13 protein-coding genes and 1 tRNA gene are annotated in these 18953 nt (G+C 65.7%); 2 read left to right on the top strand and 12 right to left on the bottom strand.

Annotated elements, in window-relative coordinates; all coding sequences use genetic code 11:
* Positions 1 to 157: 157 nt before the first annotated feature.
* Complete coding sequence (gene aceE / locus ACZK29_RS07980; protein WP_111204679.1) at positions 158 to 2830, top strand: pyruvate dehydrogenase (acetyl-transferring), homodimeric type; 2673 nt, start codon at positions 158 to 160, stop codon at positions 2828 to 2830.
* Positions 2831 to 2881: 51 nt separating this feature from the next.
* On the opposite strand, the gene ACZK29_RS07975 is transcribed toward aceE, so the two are convergent.
* The 3 genes from ACZK29_RS07975 to ACZK29_RS07965 all read right to left on the bottom strand — a co-directional run bounded on the left by ACZK29_RS07975 (position 2882) and on the right by ACZK29_RS07965 (position 6709).
* Positions 2882 to 3364: a LuxR family transcriptional regulator gene (locus ACZK29_RS07975; protein ID WP_478446878.1), complete on the bottom strand. Its 483-nt coding sequence runs from the start codon at positions 3362 to 3364 to the stop codon at positions 2882 to 2884.
* 123 nt (positions 3365 to 3487) lie between these two features.
* A complete protein-coding gene (fauA, locus tag ACZK29_RS07970; protein ID WP_478446877.1) occupies positions 3488 to 5659 on the bottom strand; it encodes a TonB-dependent alcaligin siderophore receptor FauA in 2172 nt (723 codons plus the stop codon).
* A 111-nt stretch (positions 5660 to 5770) separates the two neighbouring features.
* The gene (locus ACZK29_RS07965) at positions 5771 to 6709 is read right to left on the bottom strand and encodes an AraC family transcriptional regulator (RefSeq protein WP_111204681.1); all 939 of its coding nucleotides are present in this window, start codon (positions 6707 to 6709) and stop codon (positions 5771 to 5773) included.
* Positions 6710 to 6848: 139 nt separating this feature from the next.
* Here ACZK29_RS07965 and ACZK29_RS07960 point away from each other — a divergent pair, with 139 nt between their 5' ends.
* Entirely contained in the window at positions 6849 to 9179 is a 2331-nt protein-coding gene (locus ACZK29_RS07960; protein ID WP_478446876.1) for a TonB-dependent receptor domain-containing protein, read from the top strand.
* Positions 9180 to 9299: 120 nt separating this feature from the next.
* Here ACZK29_RS07960 and ACZK29_RS07955 read toward each other — a convergent pair.
* The 9 genes from ACZK29_RS07955 to hflX all read right to left on the bottom strand — a co-directional run bounded on the left by ACZK29_RS07955 (position 9300) and on the right by hflX (position 18942).
* Positions 9300 to 9392 (bottom strand) — tRNA-Ser (locus tag ACZK29_RS07955).
* Between the two features lie 78 nt (positions 9393 to 9470).
* On the bottom strand, positions 9471 to 9674 hold the full coding sequence (csrA, locus tag ACZK29_RS07950) for a carbon storage regulator CsrA (protein ID WP_004152909.1): 204 nt from the start codon (positions 9672 to 9674) through the stop codon (positions 9471 to 9473).
* A 147-nt stretch (positions 9675 to 9821) separates the two neighbouring features.
* Positions 9822 to 12470, bottom strand: a complete 2649-nt coding sequence (alaS, locus tag ACZK29_RS07945; RefSeq protein ID WP_111203496.1) for an alanine--tRNA ligase — start codon at positions 12468 to 12470, stop codon at positions 9822 to 9824.
* 109 nt (positions 12471 to 12579) lie between these two features.
* Entirely contained in the window at positions 12580 to 13071 is a 492-nt protein-coding gene (gene recX / locus ACZK29_RS07940; protein ID WP_005409024.1) for a recombination regulator RecX, read from the bottom strand.
* A gap of 110 nt (positions 13072 to 13181) precedes the next feature.
* Positions 13182 to 14219 carry a recombinase RecA gene (gene recA, locus ACZK29_RS07935; protein WP_005412937.1) on the bottom strand — a complete coding sequence of 346 codons (1038 nt, stop codon included), beginning with the start codon at positions 14217 to 14219 and terminating at the stop codon, positions 13182 to 13184.
* Between the two features lie 204 nt (positions 14220 to 14423).
* Positions 14424 to 15059 carry a transcriptional repressor LexA gene (gene lexA, locus ACZK29_RS07930; RefSeq protein ID WP_005412936.1) on the bottom strand — a complete coding sequence of 212 codons (636 nt, stop codon included), beginning with the start codon at positions 15057 to 15059 and terminating at the stop codon, positions 14424 to 14426.
* A 238-nt stretch (positions 15060 to 15297) separates the two neighbouring features.
* Positions 15298 to 16980 carry a 2-polyprenylphenol 6-hydroxylase gene (ubiB, locus tag ACZK29_RS07925; protein ID WP_478447074.1) on the bottom strand — a complete coding sequence of 561 codons (1683 nt, stop codon included), beginning with the start codon at positions 16978 to 16980 and terminating at the stop codon, positions 15298 to 15300.
* 34 nt (positions 16981 to 17014) lie between these two features.
* Positions 17015 to 17509: a CinA family protein gene (locus tag ACZK29_RS07920; protein WP_478446875.1), complete on the bottom strand. Its 495-nt coding sequence runs from the start codon at positions 17507 to 17509 to the stop codon at positions 17015 to 17017.
* A 122-nt stretch (positions 17510 to 17631) separates the two neighbouring features.
* Positions 17632 to 18942: a ribosome rescue GTPase HflX gene (gene hflX, locus ACZK29_RS07915; RefSeq protein ID WP_005412934.1), complete on the bottom strand. Its 1311-nt coding sequence runs from the start codon at positions 18940 to 18942 to the stop codon at positions 17632 to 17634.
* Positions 18943 to 18953: the final 11 nt, after the last annotated feature.

Raw genomic sequence — 18953 nt, 5'->3', positions numbered from 1 at the left:
GAAGCGTGGGGGGCAGGCCTACGCTTGTCTTCTCGGTGGCCGCCACGGTCGCCCTTCGCGTCACGGCCCCCGCCGTTGCGACCCCGCTCCAGTGCTGTGCGCCCTGCCGGTGTTGTCGCCCAGGCAGACGTCCGACCGGCGCCCTCTGGAGAAAGCCATGAACCAAGCCCTCATTTCCTTCGATACCGATCCACTGGAAACCCAGGAGTGGCGTGAATCGCTGGAGGCGGTGATGCAGGCCGGCGGCCGGCCGCGCGCGCACTACCTGATCGACCAGCTGAGCGATCTGGACGCCCAGCAGCACGGCGACCTGCATACCCGTGCCTGGACCGCCTACGTCAACACCATACCACCCGAGCGCCAGCCGGCCTACCCCGGTGACCTGGCCATCGAGCGCCGCCTGAACGCGATGATCCGCTGGAACGCGATGGTGATGGTGCTGCGCGCCGGCAAGCACTCCAACGTCGGTGGCCACATCGCCACCTACCAGTCCGCGGCGGTGCTGTACGACGTGGGCTTCGATCACTTCTTCCGTGGCCGCACCGACACCTTCGACGGCGACATGATCTACATCCAGGGCCACTCCGCGCCGGGGATCTACGGCCGCGCGTACGTGGAAGGCCGCATCGATCCGGCACGGATGGACAACTTCCGCCGCGAAGCCGGCCGCGAAGGCCTGTCCTCGTATCCACACCCACGCCTGATGCCGGAGTTCTGGCAGTTCCCCACCGTGTCGATGGGACTGGGCCCGCTGACCGCCGCCTACCAGGCACGCTACATGCGCTACCTGGAGTACCGCGGTCTGAAACAACACCAGGGCCGCAAGGTCTGGGCCTTCCTCGGCGATGGCGAAATGGACCAGCCCGAATCGCTGGCGGCGATCTCGCTGGCCGGCCGCGAGCGGCTGGACAACATCGTGTTCGTGGTCAACTGCAACCTGCAGCGCCTGGATGGTCCGGTACGCGGCAACGCCAAGGTCATCCAGGAGCTGGAAGGCACCTTCCACGCAGCCGGCTGGAACGTGATCAAGCTGATCTGGGGCAGCGGCTGGGACGACCTGCTGGCCCGCGACCACAGCGGCCTGCTGCGCCAGCGCATGATGGAATGCGTGGACGGCGACTACCAGACCTTCAAGTCGCAGAGCGGCGCCTATGTGCGCGAGCATTTCTTCGGCCGCTACCCTGAGCTGCTGGAACTGGTCGCGCACATGAGCGACGACGATATCTGGGCGCTGGCGCGTGGCGGCCATGATCCACAGAAGGTCTTCGCTGCCTACCAGCAGGCGGTGAACACCAGCGGCCGGCCGACGGTGATCCTGGCCAAGACGGTCAAGGGTTTCGGCATGGGCGAAGCCGGCGAAGGCCAGAACATCAACCACCAGCTGAAGAAGATGAGCGCCGATGCGGTGCGTGCCTTCCGCGATCGTTTCAACCTGCCGGTCAGCGACGACCAGCTGGAGGACATGCCGTATCTGCGTCCGGAGCCGGGCAGCCCCGAGGCGGCCTACTTCGCCGAGCGCCGCCGCATCCAGGGCGGCCAGCTGCCGGCGCGGCTGGCGAAGGTCGATCCGCTGCCGCTGCCGCCGCTGTCGATCTTCAACACCCAGCTGCAGGGCAGCGGCGATCGTGGCCAGTCCACCACCATGGGCTTCGTGCGCATCCTCACCAGCCTGCTGAAGGACCCGGAGCTGGGCGAGCTGGTGATTCCGATCGTGCCCGATGAATCGCGCACCTTCGGCATGGAAGGCCTGTTCCGCCAGATCGGCATCCACTCCTACCTGGGCCAGCTGTATACCCCGCAGGATGCCGGCCAGCTGAGCTACTACAAGGAAGCCAAGGACGGCCAGATCCTGCAGGAAGGCATCAACGAATCCGGTGCGATCTGCTCGTGGATCGCGGCCGGTACCGCCTACAGCAACCACGGCCTGGCGACGATCCCGTTCTACATCTTCTACTCGATGTTCGGCCTGCAGCGCGTCGGTGACCTGGCCTGGGCCGCCGCCGATGCGCGCACCCGTGGATTCCTGCTGGGTGCCACCTCCGGCCGCACCACGCTGATGGGCGAAGGCCTGCAGCACGATGACGGCCACAGCCACGTGCTGTCGTCGGTGATCCCCAGCTGCGTGTCCTACGACCCGACCTACAACTACGAGCTGGCGGTGATCATCCATGACGGCCTGTGCCGCATGTATGTCGACCAGGAAGACATCTACTACTACATCACCGTACTCAACGAGAACTACCCGCAGCCGGCACTGCCCGAAGGCGCCGAGGCCGGCATCCTGAAGGGCCTGTACCTGCTGCGTCCGGCAGCCGCCGATGCCGCCTCGCAGCCACGTGTGCAGCTGATGGGCAGCGGCTCGATCCTGCGCGAAGTGGAAGCCGCGGCAGAACTGCTGCAGCAGGACTTCGGCGTCACCAGCGATGTGTGGAGCGCGACCAGCCTGACCGAACTGCGCCGCGATGGCCTGGCCGCCGAACGCTGGAACCTGCTGCATCCGGCCGAGCAGCCGCGCGTGCCCTACGTGCAGCAATGCCTGCAGGGCCACGACGGCCCGGTGGTGGTGGCCACCGACTACATGAAGATCGTCGGCGACCAGATCCGCCCGTTCATCAACGACCGCCGCTTCACCGCACTCGGCACCGATGGCTTCGGCCGCTCCGACACGCGTGAGTCGCTCCGCACGTTCTTCGAAGTGGATCGTCACTTCATCGTGCTGGCCGCCCTGAGGTCGCTGGCCGACGAGGGGCGCATCGAACGCTCGCGGATGCAGGAGGCCATCGACAAGTACGGCATCGACACCGGCAAGCGCGACCCGGCCGCGGTGTAAGGCTGCAGCATTCACCATGCCCGTTCTACGGGCGTGGTGCCGGTGGCAACGCTAAGGCATCCGCTTGAACAGATTGGTCTGCAGGATCGGCGTACCGTCGTGGCTGTAGAACGCCTTGGTTTCGGTCATCGTCGTGCGGTCGGCCGCTACGGTATAGATGCGGGTGGACGCCGGCGTTCCATGGTCCACCAGCTGCATCACCAGGGTGTTCGGCGCCGGCAGTTTCAGGTTGGCCTTGTCCGCGCCGTAGGTGCCGGACAGGGCGCCCGGCGTGCCGTCAAGGGACAGCGTGCCATCGGACTTCATCGTCTTGCCGTCGTGCAGGACGATGTCCACGTGCGAACTCCAGCGTCCACTCCCGGCATCCTTGAATTCCAGCACCACCTGTTTCGGGCGTTGCGCCTCGGGCAGCGCAGAGGTCGCGACATCCAGCGACCAGCGCCCCAGCAGCGGTGAAGGCGGTGCCTCCACCGCGAACGCCGAAGCGGCCGGCAGCGAAAGCGCAGACATCAACACAGCGGACAGCAGCTTCATACGTTGCTCCATTCCCGTGAAGAAGACGCTGCGTGAAGCGCTGTGGGGCGCAGCAACCCGGATCGTGCACAGCATCGGCGCCCTGCACAAGGCAGGGCGCTGAACGTACGGCAACCTCCTGCCTTAATAGCCAACCTTCACGGTGAACATCACGTTTCGCGGCGCGCCGTACCAGCCCTGGTTGTAGAAGCCGATCTGCGAGTAGTAGTGGCGGTCGAACAGATTGTTGATGTTGACCGCCGCCGACACGTTGGAGCTGAACTGGTAGCGCGCCATCAGGTTCACCAACGCGTAGCTGGGTTGCTCGACCGGCGCCGGCCGGTTCCCTGGCGCGGTGGCGGTCTGGTACATGCGGTTCTGCCAGTCCACGCCTCCACCGATGGTCAGCCGGTCCCAGGTACCGGGCAGGCGCCAAGTGGTGAACAGCTTGAACAGGCTGCGCGGCTTGGCAGTGTTGATCGCCCGGCCCTGCGCGTCCTGCGCGATGAAGGTGGTGAAGCTGGTGCCCAGGCTCCAACCCGGCAGCGGCTCACCGGCCAGTTCCAGTTCCAGGCCGTCCACCGTTGCGCCCTTCACCGCACGATAGGCCGCCTGCGTACTGCCCTCGACCAGCCCACCGGTAGCTTCGGCGAGGTTGTCCTGCTGTGTGCGGAACAGCGCCGCGGACGCATTCAAGCGCTCCTGCAGCCAGCTGCCCTTGAGGCCCAGCTCATAGCTGCGGCCGCTGACCGGGTCGAGGATCTGCCCGGATTCATTGCGGTTGTTCTGCGGCTTGAAGATGCCGGTGTAGCTGGCATACGCGCTGCTGTAGCCGTTCAGGTCCCAGACCACGCCTGCATACGGCACGAACTTGTTGCGGTAGCGGTATTTCCGCTTGCTGCCGAAGTAGACCTGGTCGGTCTCCCAGTTGCTCAGGCGGCCGCCGACGATCACATGCAGCGGATCGGCCAGCGACAAGCGCGCCACCGCGTAGGCACCGCTCTGATGGTTGTCCAGGTCATCGGCCTGGGTCGTGCTGCTGGCCCACACCGGCTCCGGCGTGCCCGGCCCGTGCCAGTCGAAATAGCTGGCCAACGGTGGCAACGGCGCCAGTGCGCGGTACTGCCCCAGTGCGATCTGATCTCGCGAGCGCGACCAGCCCACCGACGCAGTGTGCTGGCGGCCGAACAGCTGGAACGGGCCGGTCAGGCTGACACTGACCGCCTCGCGGCGCACCGGCCCGTCGTAACGGGTGAAGCTGTTGCCACTGGGCATGGCACCAGTAACCGGATCGGGATAGCCGCCACGATAGAGGTGCTTCATCTCCATGTCGGTGTGCGAACGGCTGTAGGACACGCGCGCCTGCCAGTCGTTGCCGAAACGGTGGTTGAAATCGAAGAAGCCGTTGCGGGTATCGGTGCTCATCCGTGCCCACGGGGCGGTAGCCGATACCGAACGATCGAAGCGGGTACGCGTGCCGTCGGCATTGAACAGCGCGAAGCCACTACCGAAGCCGCGGTTGTCGTTGGCCTGGTAGGAGAAGCCGGCGATCAATCCGGTGTCTTCGCCCAGGTCCATGCTGACCACGCCGTAGAGCGTCTTTGCGGTGCTGTCCAGGCCCGCCGTATAGCTGTCCCCCTCGGCCTGGGCGGCGACCACGCGGCCACGCACGCGCCCTTCCCGGCTGAGTGGGCTGGACACGTCCACCCAGGCGCGCCGCGCGTCCCAGCTGCCCAGGCTGATGCCGCCACTGGCAGCGAAATCACGCAGCGGACGCTTTCGCACATAGTTCACCGCCGCCGAGGGGTTGCCGGCACCGGTCATCAGACCATTGGCGCCGCGCACGATCTCGATGCGGTCGTACACCACCATGTCCAGGTTGTTTTCGCCGAAGTTCCATGGCGACAATACCGGCATCACCACGCCATCGAACTGGTAGTTGTCGATGTCGAAGCCGCGTGCGGAGAACGAGTAGCGGTTGGCGTCGCTGCGCGTGACCGAGATGCCGGGTGCGGTCGCCAAGGCATCGGCGGTGCTGAGCAGGCCACGGTCCTCGATCTGCTGGCGGGTGACCACGCTGACTGATTGCGGGGTCTGCCGCGAGGTCAGCGACAGTCCGGTCGCCGTGCCCATCGAGTCGGTGGTGTACGAACGCGACGTTTCGGTGCTGCCATCAAGGTCGGCAGTGACCTGCACGGTCGGGAACTGGGAGGTCGTCGCGGCAGGGGCGCGTTCGGCGGCGTGGGCAGCGTTGAACAGCGCCAGGGTCGTGCCGACGGCGGTAGCCAGGGCACACGGGCGGAAACAGGCAGGCATGGGAGATCCAGCGGGAAGAAAAGGCTGGATGAGAATTATTGTCATTTGAGCGTGAGCGCACGTATGCGCGGACGCAGCAGGCGTATGCGCACTGCCGACGGTGGCCCGGGCTCAGCGAAGCTCGCTGGGTGCGATGCCGTAGCGCGCGCGGAATGCGGTCGCGAAATTGGTGGCGTGCCGGTAGCCGACGAAATGCGCGGCCTGCTGCACGCTGCAGCCCTGCCGCAGCTGCTCGCAGGCCAACTGCAGGCGCCGCTCGCGCAGCCAGGCGAACACCGAACACCGGTGCAACTGCTGGAACTTCAGCCGCAGGCTGCTCGGGCTCATGCAGGCCAGGCGCGCCAGATCCTCCAGGCTGTGGTCAGCGGCCGGTGCCGCCTGCAGGCAGTCGATCACCCGCTGCAGCATGCGGCGATCACGTGCTGAAACGCGCAGGTCGGGCGATGCCCCCGGTGCCGGCGCGCCGAGCGCCATGGCCAGCATCTGCAGGCCAATGCCTTCGCACAAAAGTGCATGCATTGCGCCCTGCCAGGTGCCCGACAACACCTGGTCGGCGGCGTGCTCGAGATGCCCGGGCACCTGCCAGCTGCGCAGCTGCTGGCCACCGCTGCGATGCACGGCGGATAGCAGTTCGGTGATGATCGGATCGTCCAGCTCGGCCGGTGCGTCCAGCGAGACATTCAGGCTGCGCATCCGTTGGCCCGCTGGGTGTATAGCGGTCATCGGCGTGGCGTCGGCCAGCACCATCGTGCCAGCGCCTGGACCCATGCCGATCACCGCCTGCCCCGCCAGGCGCGCACCTGCGCGGCCCTCCAGCATCACGATTGCCGAGAAGGCAGGCGGCGACTCGGACGTGGCCTCGAACGGCTGGCGTGCGATCACGTCCGACAGCGCCAGATGGACGCCCGGACGCAGGCGACGCTGCTCGACCCTGCCCTGCACCACACATTCCTCGCCCGACAGATCGGAAGCCGCCCGCGCAGGCAGCCGATAGCGGAAGCCGCTGCTGCGGCCCAGGCGGTCGAGGTCGGCCAGGGTGAGGCTGTACATGGTGCGCCCGTGAAGAATCACCTGCCATTCTCATATGAGAACCGTTCTCATATCCAGTCCTGATGGCAAGGCCCAATTCGCCCTTGTCGATACAAATAGTTACGTTATAACATTTCACATCAACTTCACGGATCGTGTCATGCGCCGCCATCTCCTTGCTGCAGCCATTCTGTTCGCCGTCCACACCGCCCAGGCTGCGGACGAACCCACCCTCCCCACCATCCAGGTCCAGGCCTCCCAACCCTCGCGCATCGACAGCCGGGTCACCGTCGACAATCCGCAGGCGCAGAACCGCACCCTCGGCGGCCTGCTCGAACACGTCTCCGGTGTGCAGAGCAGCGCCTTCGGGCCGAACGCGGGCGCCCCAGTCATCCGCAGCCTCAGTGGCAACCGCGTGCAGATCCTGCAGGACGGCCAGTCGATTCTGGGCATGAACGCGATCAGCGGCGACATCAACATTCCGTTCGACCCGCTGTTCGTGCGCAGCGTCACCGTCAACAAGTCGTCCGATACCGTGCGCTACGGTGGCAACGCGATCGGCGGCAGCGTGGAGATCGATTCCGGCCTGATCTCGCGCAGCATGGAAGACAAGGACCAGGCGATGGAACTGGTCCTGCGCAAGGGCTTCAATGCCGCCGACGCGCAGGGCTTCCGCATGAACTTCAACAACCAGCGCAACTTCTCGACCAACCTGCAGGTCTCGCGTCAGCGCATCTCGCACTACGACATCCCCGGCAACAGCAAGGCCAGTGTCTGCAATACGCGCCTGTTCCCGCCGACCGGTGGCGTGAACTCTGCGCTGGCCGACAGCTGCCAGAAGGAAGCGCGCGTGCAGCAGATCTACAACAAGGCCTCGCAGCCTTACATCGACCAGTTCATGACCGAGAACCCGGACTGGGCCGACGGTGATTTCTCGTTCTACACCAACAACCCGACTTCGGTCTGGCAGCGCCGCACCTACATCAACCCGGTCAATCCTGCCTATGTCGCTGGCACGCCCTCATACGTGCAGAAACAGATCAACAACGATGTGACCCCCGACTATCACCACACGCTAGGCAACAGCTACGCGCGCAACTCGCAGGTGGCGTTCGGTTCCACTCTGTTCTGCGATCGCGGCTATGTGGGCATCAGCATCGATGCCAAGGACAGCGAATACGGCGTGCCTGGTTTCTCGATGCAGAACCTGTCGTTTGGTTCCAACTACACGGATGGGCTGCCGGTGGGCGTGGTGATCAAGCAGCAGCGCTACGCGCTGGAAACACTGCTACGCGATCCGCTGCCGGGGTTCGAGCGTGCCGAACTGCGTGTCTCCAGGCTCGACAACACCTCCGGCGAACGGCTGGGTGCTTCCAAGGCCAACGACTACGATTTCGAGAGCACCCAGGCCGAACTGCTGCTCAGCCACCAGCGGATCGGACCGCTCAGCGGCCTGCTCGGTTTCAGCCACCAGTCGCGTGACGTGACAGGAAGTGGATCGCTGCGCTACCTGCCTGATGTGGATTCCCGCAGCAACGCGGTGTTCCTGAAGGAAACGCTGGACGTCGGCTGGGCCACCTTCGATGCCGGCGTGCGCCACGAGCGTGTCGATCACCAACTGCAGCCGAGCCGCTTCAAGACCGCGCGCAATGCTGCCAACACGAAACTGCAGGATCGTTCCTACCGGCTCAACAGCTACAGCCTGGGTTCGTATGTCGAGCTCGGTCCGTTGTTCGCCGCCAAGGTGCGCTACTCGTCCTCGCAGCGCGCACCGGAGATCAACGAGTTGTATGCGAGCAATGCCCACTATTCGGTGATGACCCAGGAAGAAGGCAACCAGAACCTCGAGCCGGAACGCGCGAAGAACCTGGAACTGACCGGCCTGTTCCACCTTGGTGGTTTCGAACTGTCGGCCACCGCGTACCGGATGAAATATGAGAACTATCTGTACCTGGGTTACTCGGGCGTGCAGACCGCCAACCGCCTGCCGCTGAAATACTGGAAGCAGACCGACACCACGGTGAAGGGCTTCGAGATCGACGCATCACAGGCTCTGGACCTTGGCCGCTATGGCACGTTGAACCTCTCCGCCTTCGCCGACCTGGTGAAGAACAAGGCCGATCGCCCCGATTCGCTGCGCGCCCACAACGACGGCGAGTACCTGCCGAACATGCCGACCAACCGCTACGGTGCCAACCTGCAGTGGCAGCGCGAAGGCTGGAAGGCACAGCTGTCCAGCACCTATTACGACACGCAGAAGTACCTCGGCCGCAACGTCAGCGAGGAAGTACCGCTGGATGCCTTCAACCTGGTCGACCTGCAGGTCAGTCGTGAGCTGCCGGTACGCAACAGCTACATCGCCGGCATGGAGGTGTTCGTCAATGGCAGCAACCTGCTCAACGAGGAAGCACGCCCGCACAACTCGCCGCTGAAATACATCGCGCCGTTGCCGGGGCGTGGGTTCCAGGTGGGGGTGACGGTAAGGCTCTGAGCCGGGGGCATCCGAAGCGCCATCCATTGATCGATGATCAGTGGATGGTGCACCGGCAATGAGTGCCGCCATAAAGAAAAACGCCTGCAGATCGAGGATCTGCAGGCGCTTCTTTGTATCTGGCGGAGTGAGAGGGATTCGAACCCTCGATAGAGCTTTTGACCCTATACTCCCTTAGCAGGGGAGCCCCTTCGGCCACTCGGGCATCACTCCGGGGTTTTCTCCGCGTCTGGTGCGTTGCACCTCAGCGGGGCGTGAATCATAACGTTAATCGAGTGCGAAGGTAAAGCGTTATTCGGCAGAATTTTCGCTACCGGTGCCACCGGCTTCGTCACCGCGCTGGATGCGCTGATAGATCTCTTCGCGATGCACAGCGACGTCCTTCGGCGCGGTGATGCCGATACGCACCTGGTTACCCTTGACGCCAAGCACGGTGACGCTCACCGAGTCACCGATCATCAGGGTTTCGCCGACGCGGCGAGTCAGGATCAACATTTTTGTAAGTCTCCATGGAACCGTGTGGAAGGGTATCCCCCACCGGCTTGACGCTCCGTCAAGAAGCGCTACCACGACAAAGGGAAAAGATTCGCAATGGTACCGTCAGCCGTCCCGCTCCTACAAGGAGGGGGACGGCCAGGTTCATCACAGGCGGGGGCTGACCCATTCGACGACTGCAGCCAGCGCAGTGGCAAGGGCGGGCCCGTCCTCGCCACCACCCTGGGCGAGGTCCGGGCGTCCGCCGCCCTTGCCCCCGATCTGACTGGCGATATGGGACAACAGTTCCCCGGCCTTGACCTTGCCCATTGCACTGCCGTTCACACCCGCAACCAGGGCAGCCTTGCCGTCCTGGGCACCGGCCAGCACGATCACCGCGTCGCCCAGCTGCTGCTTGAGGCGGTCCATGGCGTCACGCAGCGCCTTGGCGTCGAAGCCCTCCAGACGGGCGGCCAGCACCTTCACGCCGGCAACCTCGACGGCCTGGCCGGACAGGTCGGCCGTGGCACCTGCGGCGACCTTGGCCTTCACGGCTTCCAGTTCGCGCTCCAGCTGCTTCTGGCGCTGGCCAAGGGCACGGATCTTCTCGACCACGTCGGTAGCGCTACCGCCGAGCAGTTCAGCGGCCTCGGCCAGGCGGGCCTCTTCGGCGTCCACGTAATCCAGGGCGCCCTGGCCGGTAACCGCCTCGATGCGGCGCACGCCGGCGGAGACACCGCCCTCGGAGGTGATCTTGAACAGGCCGATGTCGCCGGTGCGGTTGACGTGGGTACCGCCGCACAGCTCGGTGGAGTAGTCACCCATCTTCAGCACGCGCACGTGCTCGCCGTACTTCTCGCCGAACAGCGCCATCGCACCGAAGTCCAGCGCTTCCTGCATGCCCATGTTGTGCACTTCGGCGGCGTTGTTGGCGCGCACCTGCTGGTTGACCTTGCGCTCGATCACGGCAAGCTCTTCCGCGCTGATCGGCTGGAAGTGCGAGAAGTCGAAACGCAGGCGGTCCGGAGCGACCAGCGAGCCCTTCTGCTGCACGTGGGTGCCCAGCACTTCGCGCAGGGCGGCGTGCAGCAGATGGGTGGCCGAGTGGTTGAGGATGGTGGCGCCGCGGCGCTCGCCATCGACCTGGCCGGACAGCACGTCGCCGACCTTCAGGCCGCCGTCGGACAGGGTGCCGACGTGGCCATGGAACTGGCCGGCGAACTTCTGGGTATCGTCCACCGCCAGGCGCACGCCGTTGCCGGTCAGCACGCCGGTGTCGCCGACCTGGCCGCCGGACTCGGCGTAGAACGGGGTCTGGTCGGTGATCACGATGACTGCGTCACCGGCATCGGCCGACTGCACCGGTCGACCGTCCTTCAGCAGGGCCAGCACGGTCAGGCCATCGGCCTGCAGGCGGTCGTAGCCAAGGAACCGGGTCGGGCTCAAGGTCGCCACCAGCTCGGCCGGCAGGGTCACGCCGCCGCCGAACTTGCCGGCCGCACGTGCGGTTTCGCGCTGCTGCTCCATCGCAGCATCAAAGCCGGCGATGTCGACCGTCAGGTCGCGCTCGCGGGCGATGTCCTGGGTCAGGTCGAGCGGGAAACCATAGGTGTCGTACAGGCGGAAGGCGTCAACGCCCGGGATCACGCCATTGCTGGCCTTGCCCGCGACGTCCTCGAAGATCTTCATGCCGGCATCGAGGGTTTCAGCGAAACGCTCTTCCTCGGCCTGCAGCGCACGGGTGACGGTGTCCACCGCAGCCGGCAGTTCCGGATAGGCTTCGCCCATCTGCTCGACCAGGGTCGGCACCAGCTTGCTGAAGAACGGCTGGCGCACGCCCAGCATCCAGCCGTGGCGCAGTGCGCGGCGGATGATACGGCGCAGCACGTAACCGCGGCCTTCGTTGGACGGCAGCACGCCATCGACGATCAGGAACGAACAGGCACGGATGTGGTCGGCAATCACGCGCAGCGACTTGTTCTCCAGGTCGGCGGTGCCGGTCAGCTCGGAGGCCTTGCGGATCAGGGCCTGGAACAGGTCGATCTCATAGTTGGTGTGCACGTGCTGCAGGATCGCCGCCAGGCGCTCCAGGCCCATGCCCGTGTCCACGCACGGCGCCGGCAGCGGCACCAGGGTGCCGTCGGGCTGGCGGTCGAACTGCATGAACACCAGGTTCCAGATTTCGATGAAGCGGTCACCGTCTTCATCCGGGGAACCCGGGGGGCCGCCGGCGATATGGTCGCCGTGGTCGTAGAAGATCTCGGTGCACGGGCCACAGGGGCCGGTGTCGGCCATCTGCCAGAAGTTGTCCGAAGCAAACGGCGCACCCTTGTTGTCGCCGATGCGTACGATGCGTTCTTCCGGAACGCCGACCATGTCGCGCCACAGTTCGTAGGCTTCGTCGTCGGTCTGGTAGACGGTGACCAGCAGGCGATCGGCCGGCAGCTTCCAGACCTGGGTCAGCAGCTCCCAGGCCCAGGCGATCGCGTCCTTCTTGAAGTAGTCGCCAAAAGACCAGTTGCCGAGCATTTCGAAGAAGGTGTGATGCCGCGCGGTGTAGCCGACCTGGTCGAGGTCGTTGTGCTTGCCGCCCGCGCGCAGGCAGCGCTGGACGTCGGCTGCACGCACGTAGCTGCGCTTCTCCGCGCCAAGGAACACGTCCTTGAACTGCACCATGCCGGAGTTGGTGAACAGCAGGGTCGGATCATTGCCCGGCACCAGCGGCGCCGACGGCACGATGGTGTGGCCTTTGCCCTTGAAGAATTCAAGGAAGTCGCTGCGGATCTGGGAAGTCGTGAATTTGGCGGATGCGTTCATTGGGGGCTGGCAGTCTGCGGGCCGGCGGACCCGGACCACCGGCCGCGTTGGCCAGGGTCGCGAGGGACCGCCGAAAACCTAAAGGGTATCAGGCCCGGCGCCGCCAGTCTCAGTCATCCGGGTCGTAGCGGGTCGCGCGGCGGATGCTGTCGCCGTCGAAGCCCCGTCGGGCCAGCAGATCGGCAGCCTTGCGCCGCTGTGTCAGGTCCTGCGGGCCGGCCTCGCCAAAGCGTCGGCGGACCAGATCACGGGCGTTTTCCTGCCAGTCGCCTTCGTAGCTGTCCATCGCCGCCGCAATCGCGGCGCTGTCCAGGCCGTGGGTACCGAGTTCAGCACGGACATGGATCGGGCCGTAACCGGTGTTGGCGCGCATCCGCACCAGGTTCTCGGCAAAACGGGTGTCGTCCTGCCAGCCGGCCTCGGTCAACTTGGCGACAGCAGCCTGCGCGGCTTCGTCTTCGATGCCACGGGCGGTCAGCTTGCGGGTGAGTTCCTTGCGCGAGTGCTCGCGGCGGACCAGCAGGCCCAGCGCCCGTTGCACGGGGGTCTGCTCACGCGGCCGGCGCTTGCGGCCGGTCGGAATGTCTTCGGCGTCGGACATGGGTACTCCAAGGGTGGCGCCATCCGTGGCGCCCAGCCCATCCCTGGGCGATTCGAACCTGCGGGACAGGGCGACGTCACTGACGGCGCCGCCCTGCCCCACAGCAAGCCTTATTCGTCTTCGCCTTCGTCGTCGCCTTCCTCGCGGGCCGCTTCGGCCGGTTGGAATTTCTCGCGCAGCTCGGCCTCGAGCTTGGCGGCGACAGTCGGGTTGTCGCGCAGGTAGCCGCGGGCGTTGTCCTTGCCCTGGCCAATGCGTTCTTCACCGTAGCTGTACCAGGCACCAGCCTTCTCGACCAGCTTGGCATCCACACCCATGTCGATCAGCTCGCCTTCACGGCTGATGCCTTCGCCATACAGGATCTCGGTGATGACCTGCTTGAACGGAGGTGCTAGCTTGTTCTTGACGACCTTGATCTTGGTCTGGTTACCGATGATCTCGTCACCCTTCTTGATCGCGCCGATACGGCGGATGTCCAGGCGGACCGAGGCGTAGAACTTCAGCGCGTTGCCACCCGTGGTGGTTTCCGGGCTCTGGCCCGGCATCATCACGCCGATCTTCATGCGCAGCTGGTTGATGAAGATCACCAGGGTGTTGGAGCGCTTGATGTTGCCGGTCAGCTTGCGCAGCGCCTGGCTCATCAGGCGGGCCTGCAGGCCTGGCAGCTGATCGCCCATCTCGCCTTCGATTTCGGCCTTCGGGGTCAGCGCGGCGACCGAGTCGATCACCAGGATGTCGACCGAGCCCGAACGGACCAGCATGTCGGCGATCTCCAGCGCCTGCTCACCGGTATCCGGCTGCGACAGCAGCAGGTCGTCCACGTTCACGCCCAGCTTGGCGGCGTAGATCGGGTCCAGCGCGTGCTCGGCGTCGATGAAGGCCGCGGTGCCGCCCATCTTCTGGCATTCGGCGATGGCCTGCAGGGTCAAGGTGGTCTTGCCCGAGGATTCCGGCCCGTAGATCTCGACGACACGGCCCTTCGGCAGACCACCAATGCCCAGCGCGATGTCGAGCATCAGCGAACCGGTCGGGATGGCTTCGACGGGTTCGACCACGCGGTCGCCCATGCGCATCACCGAGCCCTTGCCGAACTGTTTTTCGATCTGGCCCAGAGCTGCAGCGAGGGCGCGCTTCTTGTTCTCGTCCATCGGATTGGTCCTTGCAGAGGTCGTGTCGTTGGGGGTGCTGTCTTTGGGGGTCTTCTTTGCCATGGGCTCACTTTAAGTCGGACGTATCGCACAGGCTGAGATTCTGCCCGGCGCTCTGAAAAGAATTATCGGACATCCGTACCAACCTCAGTGGAACCAGAGAATCGCCACAAAAGACCGCGGGGTAATGCGCTATGGAACGGGTCAACGGTTGGGCCGCAGCAGGCCGCAATAGAGACCTTCGATCGCGAAGTCCTGGTCCGGCAGCACCTCGATCGGCTTGTAGTCGGGGTTGCGCGGCAGCAGGCGGATGCGGTCCTTGGCGATCTTCAGCAGCTTGACGGTGATCTCGTCATCGATGCGGGCCACCACGATCTGCCCGGAATGGGCGTCGCGGGTGCGGTGCACGCCGATCAGGTCGCCATCGAAGATGCCCTCGTCGATCATCGAATCGCCCTGCACCTTCAGCAGGTAGTCCGGTGCCGGCGAGAAGAACACCCGATCCAGCACCACAAAGTCGTCCGAGCCGATATCGGCGCCGATCGGCAGGCCGGCCGCAACCCGGCCCAGCACCGGCAGGCGCAGTACGCTGTCGGGCAGGCCCGGCTCAGCCAGCTTCTCGACCGGTGGCGCCTGTACCAGGCGGATGCCCCGGGCCTGGCCCGGAATGCGACGGATCGCACCGGCCTGCTCCAGGGCTTCCAGGTGGTACTGGGCCGCGCGTACGCCCTTGAAGCCGAACGCACGTGCGATTTCCGTCTGCGACGGCGGTGCGCCTTCGCTCTCGATACGCTCGGCGATCAACTGCAGGATCGCCTGCTGGGTGTCGGTCAGGTCCATGGTTAGTAGTATTACTACTAATATCCGGGACTGCAAGTGCCGGGGGCGACACGGGGTGATGCGGACCTGTTGGGCCGAGGCATGCTCGGCAGGCGCGCCCCCGGCCAGCCAGCCAGCCGGTCGAAGAAGGCAACGGCAAAGGCAAGGGCAAAAGCAGATGCAGCCGACTGACAGTCGGCTCTACAGGAATCGCTGCGCGATTCCGCGGTTCCCGTTGGGAACCGCTGCGGCAAGCACACTAGGTGTGCTTGCCGCTTCTCCATATCGAAAACAGGATCCACACGCCGCAGAAGCCGGCGCCGATGAAGCCGCAGACGCCCAGCGCCAGCAGCCAGCGGCTGGAGACGCCGCCGACGCTGTGCATCACGATCGAGGAACCGATGATCAGCGCAGCAGTGACGATGCCCATCACCAACCGGTTCGCTGCGCGGTTCACCTGTTCGCCGAAGCCCTGCAGCGCGGTGGTTTCCACCTTCAACTGCAGGCGTCCCCGGCGCGCCGCCTGCACCAGCTTGCGCAGGTCGCGCGGCAATTCCCCGGCGAAGTCGACCAGGCCCAGCAGGCTGCGTCGGCCACGCTTGAGCAGCGCCCTGGGCGCATAGCGCTGCAGCACCACCCGCTCCAGGAAAGGGCGCGCGGCACTGGCCATGTCGAAATCCGGATCCAGCTGCCGGCCCATGCCTTCCAGGGTCAGGAACGCCTTGATCATCAGCGCCAGGTCGGCCGGCAGAGTCAGGCTGTAGCTGCGCAGCAGCTGGGTGATGTCGCCCAGCATCAGGCCGATGCGCAGGTCCTTCAGCGGCACACCACGGTATTGATCTACGAACTGGCTGATGTCGTGCTGCAGCCGGTTCTCGTCCACCTCAACACCGCCGGCCCAGTCCAGCAGCACGTCGGCCACGCCCTGCGGGTCCTGCTCGACCAGCCCGTGCAGCAGCTGCGCCACCTGGAATCGCCGCACTTCCGACAAGGCGCCGACCATGCCGAAATCGATCACGCCGATGCGGCCGTCACGCAGGTAGATGATGTTGCCGGGGTGCGGGTCGGCATGGAAGCTGCCGTCTTCGAGCACCATCTTCAACACGATGTCCGCGCCGCGCCGGGCCAGTTCGCGGCGGTCCAGCCCGGCCGCATCGACACCGGCGAGGTCTCGGCCGGGAATGCCGTCGACGAAATCCTGCACGTTCAGGCTCTCGCAGGTCCACTGCCAGTGCACGCTGGGTATCAGGATGTCGTCACGGCCGTTGAAGTTGCGCGCGATGCGCTCGGCGTTGCGGCACTCGGCGGCGAAATCCAGTTCGCGGCGCAGTGACACGGTGAACTGTTGCACGACCTCGGCCGGACGATAGCGACGCAGGTCCGGCAGGCGCGCCTCGACGATCTCGGCCAGGCGGGCCAGCAGCCGCAGGTCGGCCTCGACCACATCCCGGATGCCCGGGCGCCGCACCTTCAGCACCACCTCACGGCCGTCATGCAGGCGCGCGCGATGGGCCTGCGCCAGCGAGGCGGCGGCCATCGGGGTTTCATCAAGGAAGGCGAACACTTCCGTCGGCGAGGCGCCAAGGTCGGCTTCGAGCTGCTCGCGGATATCCGCGTACGGCAGCGCCGGCACCGCGTTCTGCAGTTCGGACAGTTCAGCGATCCATTCCGGCGGCAGCAGGTCAACGCGCGTCGCCAGCACCTGCCCGAGCTTGACGAAAGTGGGACCGAGATCCTGCATAGCGCTGCGCACACGCACCGGCGCGGTCATCCGCAGCAGTTCCTGCCGCTCTTCGTTCCAGTGCAGCAGGCGGCCTGCCCGCTCCAGCGTGCTGGCCAGGCCGATGCGCCGCACCACGTCGCCAAAGCCATAGCGGATCAGGACAACCGCGATTTCCTGCAGTCGGCCCAGGTCACGGACCGTGCCCAGCGTTTCCCACATCATGCGTGCTCCGGACGATTACCGGAGCAGCATGTCACAGCTGGACGTCGATACCGCGCAATGCCGCCGCTACGGTTTGCCGGCGGATGGCTTCGCGGTCGCCATCGAACTGGAACAGCTCGGCACGGGCATAGCCTCCACGGCGCTTCCAGCCGATCCAGACACTGCCGACCGGCTTGTCCGGGCTGCCACCGCCGGGGCCGGCAATGCCGGTCACCGCCACCGCGATGCCGGCACCGGAATTGACCAGCGCGCCGGAGACCATTTCCAGCACGGTTTCGCGGCTGACCGCACCGAACTGCTCCAGGGTCTGCGCGCGCACGCCGAGCAGGCGCTGCTTGGCTTCGTAGCTGTAGACCACCATGCCGCAGTCGAAGAACGCCGAGGAACCGGCAATGTCGGTCATGCACTTGGCGATCCAGCCACCACTGCAGCTTTCAGCGGTCACCAGCTGCAGGGAGGCCTGCTGCAGGCGCTGCCCGAGCGCGGCGGACTGGGCATTGAGTTCAGCGTCGGTGGGAATGGACATCGGCATGACGGTGGGGTGAAGAACCTGCACGTTGTACCGCAGATGACAGCCTGATGTCGCGCCCCCCCGGCGCGGTTGCGTTGCCGGCCAGCGGCCGGCACTACCAGGCATCGGCCGCTAGCTCACCACTCCGGCAGCTTCTCCGGCAGCAGCGCCCGGATCGGCGCGCCGTCGGCACTGGCGGCCAACTTCTCGGCTTCGGCGATCGGCAGGTCGACCTGCAGCAGCCAACCGTCTTCATCGGCCTGTTCGCTGCGGATCACTTCCAGCTGGTGCAGGCGCGCGCGCAGGCGACCGGCATCGGGTGGCAGGCGCAGTTCACCGGTGACGTGTTGCAGGCCCAGGCGCTTGCCGAGCACCGCCTGCAGCAGCTCCAGGCCCTGCCCGTCGCGTGCGGAAATCCACACCCGCTCGCGGCGCGACTCATCCGGGATACCGTCCTGGCCATCGTGGCGGACGTCAGCACCGTCGATGCGGTCGATCTTGTTGAACACCAGCAGCTGCGGCAGGTCGCCTGCACCGACTGCGGTCAGTACCTCGTCGACCTGCGCGATGCGTTCCTCGCGATGCGGATCGGCAGCGTCGACCACGTGCAGCAGGAAGTCGGCCTCGCGCGCCTCGGACAGGGTCGAACGGAACGCGGCCACCAGATCATGTGGCAGGTCGCGGACGAAACCGACGGTGTCGGCCAGCACCACGTTGCCCCCCGGCACCGCAATGCGGCGCACGGTTGGGTCCAGCGTCGCGAACAGCTGGTCGGCGGCATAGGCCTCAGCGCCGGTCATGGCGTTGAACAGGGTCGACTTGCCGGCGTTGGTGTAGCCCACCAGGGCCACGCGCGGCAACTCGCTGCGCACACGCGCACGGCGCATCTGGGTGCGCTGCACTTCGACCTTTTCCAGGCGCTTCTGCAGCTGCTCGACCCGTTTCTGCAGCAGGCGGCGGTCGGTTTCCAGCTGGGTTTCACCCGGGCCGCGCAGGCCGATCGAACCACCGCGCTGGCGTTCCAGGTGGGTCCAGCCGCGCACCAGCCGCGTGGCCAGGTGGCGCAGCTGCGCCAGCTCGACCTGCAGCTTGCCTTCGTGGCTGTGCGCACGCTGGGCGAAGATGTCCAGGATCAGGCCGGTACGGTCGATCACCCGGCGCTCCAGGAACCGTTCCAGGTTGCGCTCCTGGCCCGGGCTCAACGCATGGTTGACCAGGATCAGGTCGGCACCACTGGCATCGGCCGCAGCCTTGATCTCGTCCAGCTTGCCGCTGCCGATCAGGGTCGACGGGTTCGGACGGTCCAGGCGGGCAGTGATCGTCGCGGCGATGCTGGCCCCAGCCGAGCGGGCCAGATCACCGAATTCTTCCAGCACATCGTCTTCCAGCTTGCCGAAATGCGGCTGGATCAACAGGGCGTGTTCGCCCTTTTTTGAGCGGTCAAACATTCACCGCTCCG

The organism is Stenotrophomonas sp. 89682_Sma (assembly GCF_056481405.1).
This window is presented reverse-complemented; position numbering and strand designations above follow the sequence as displayed.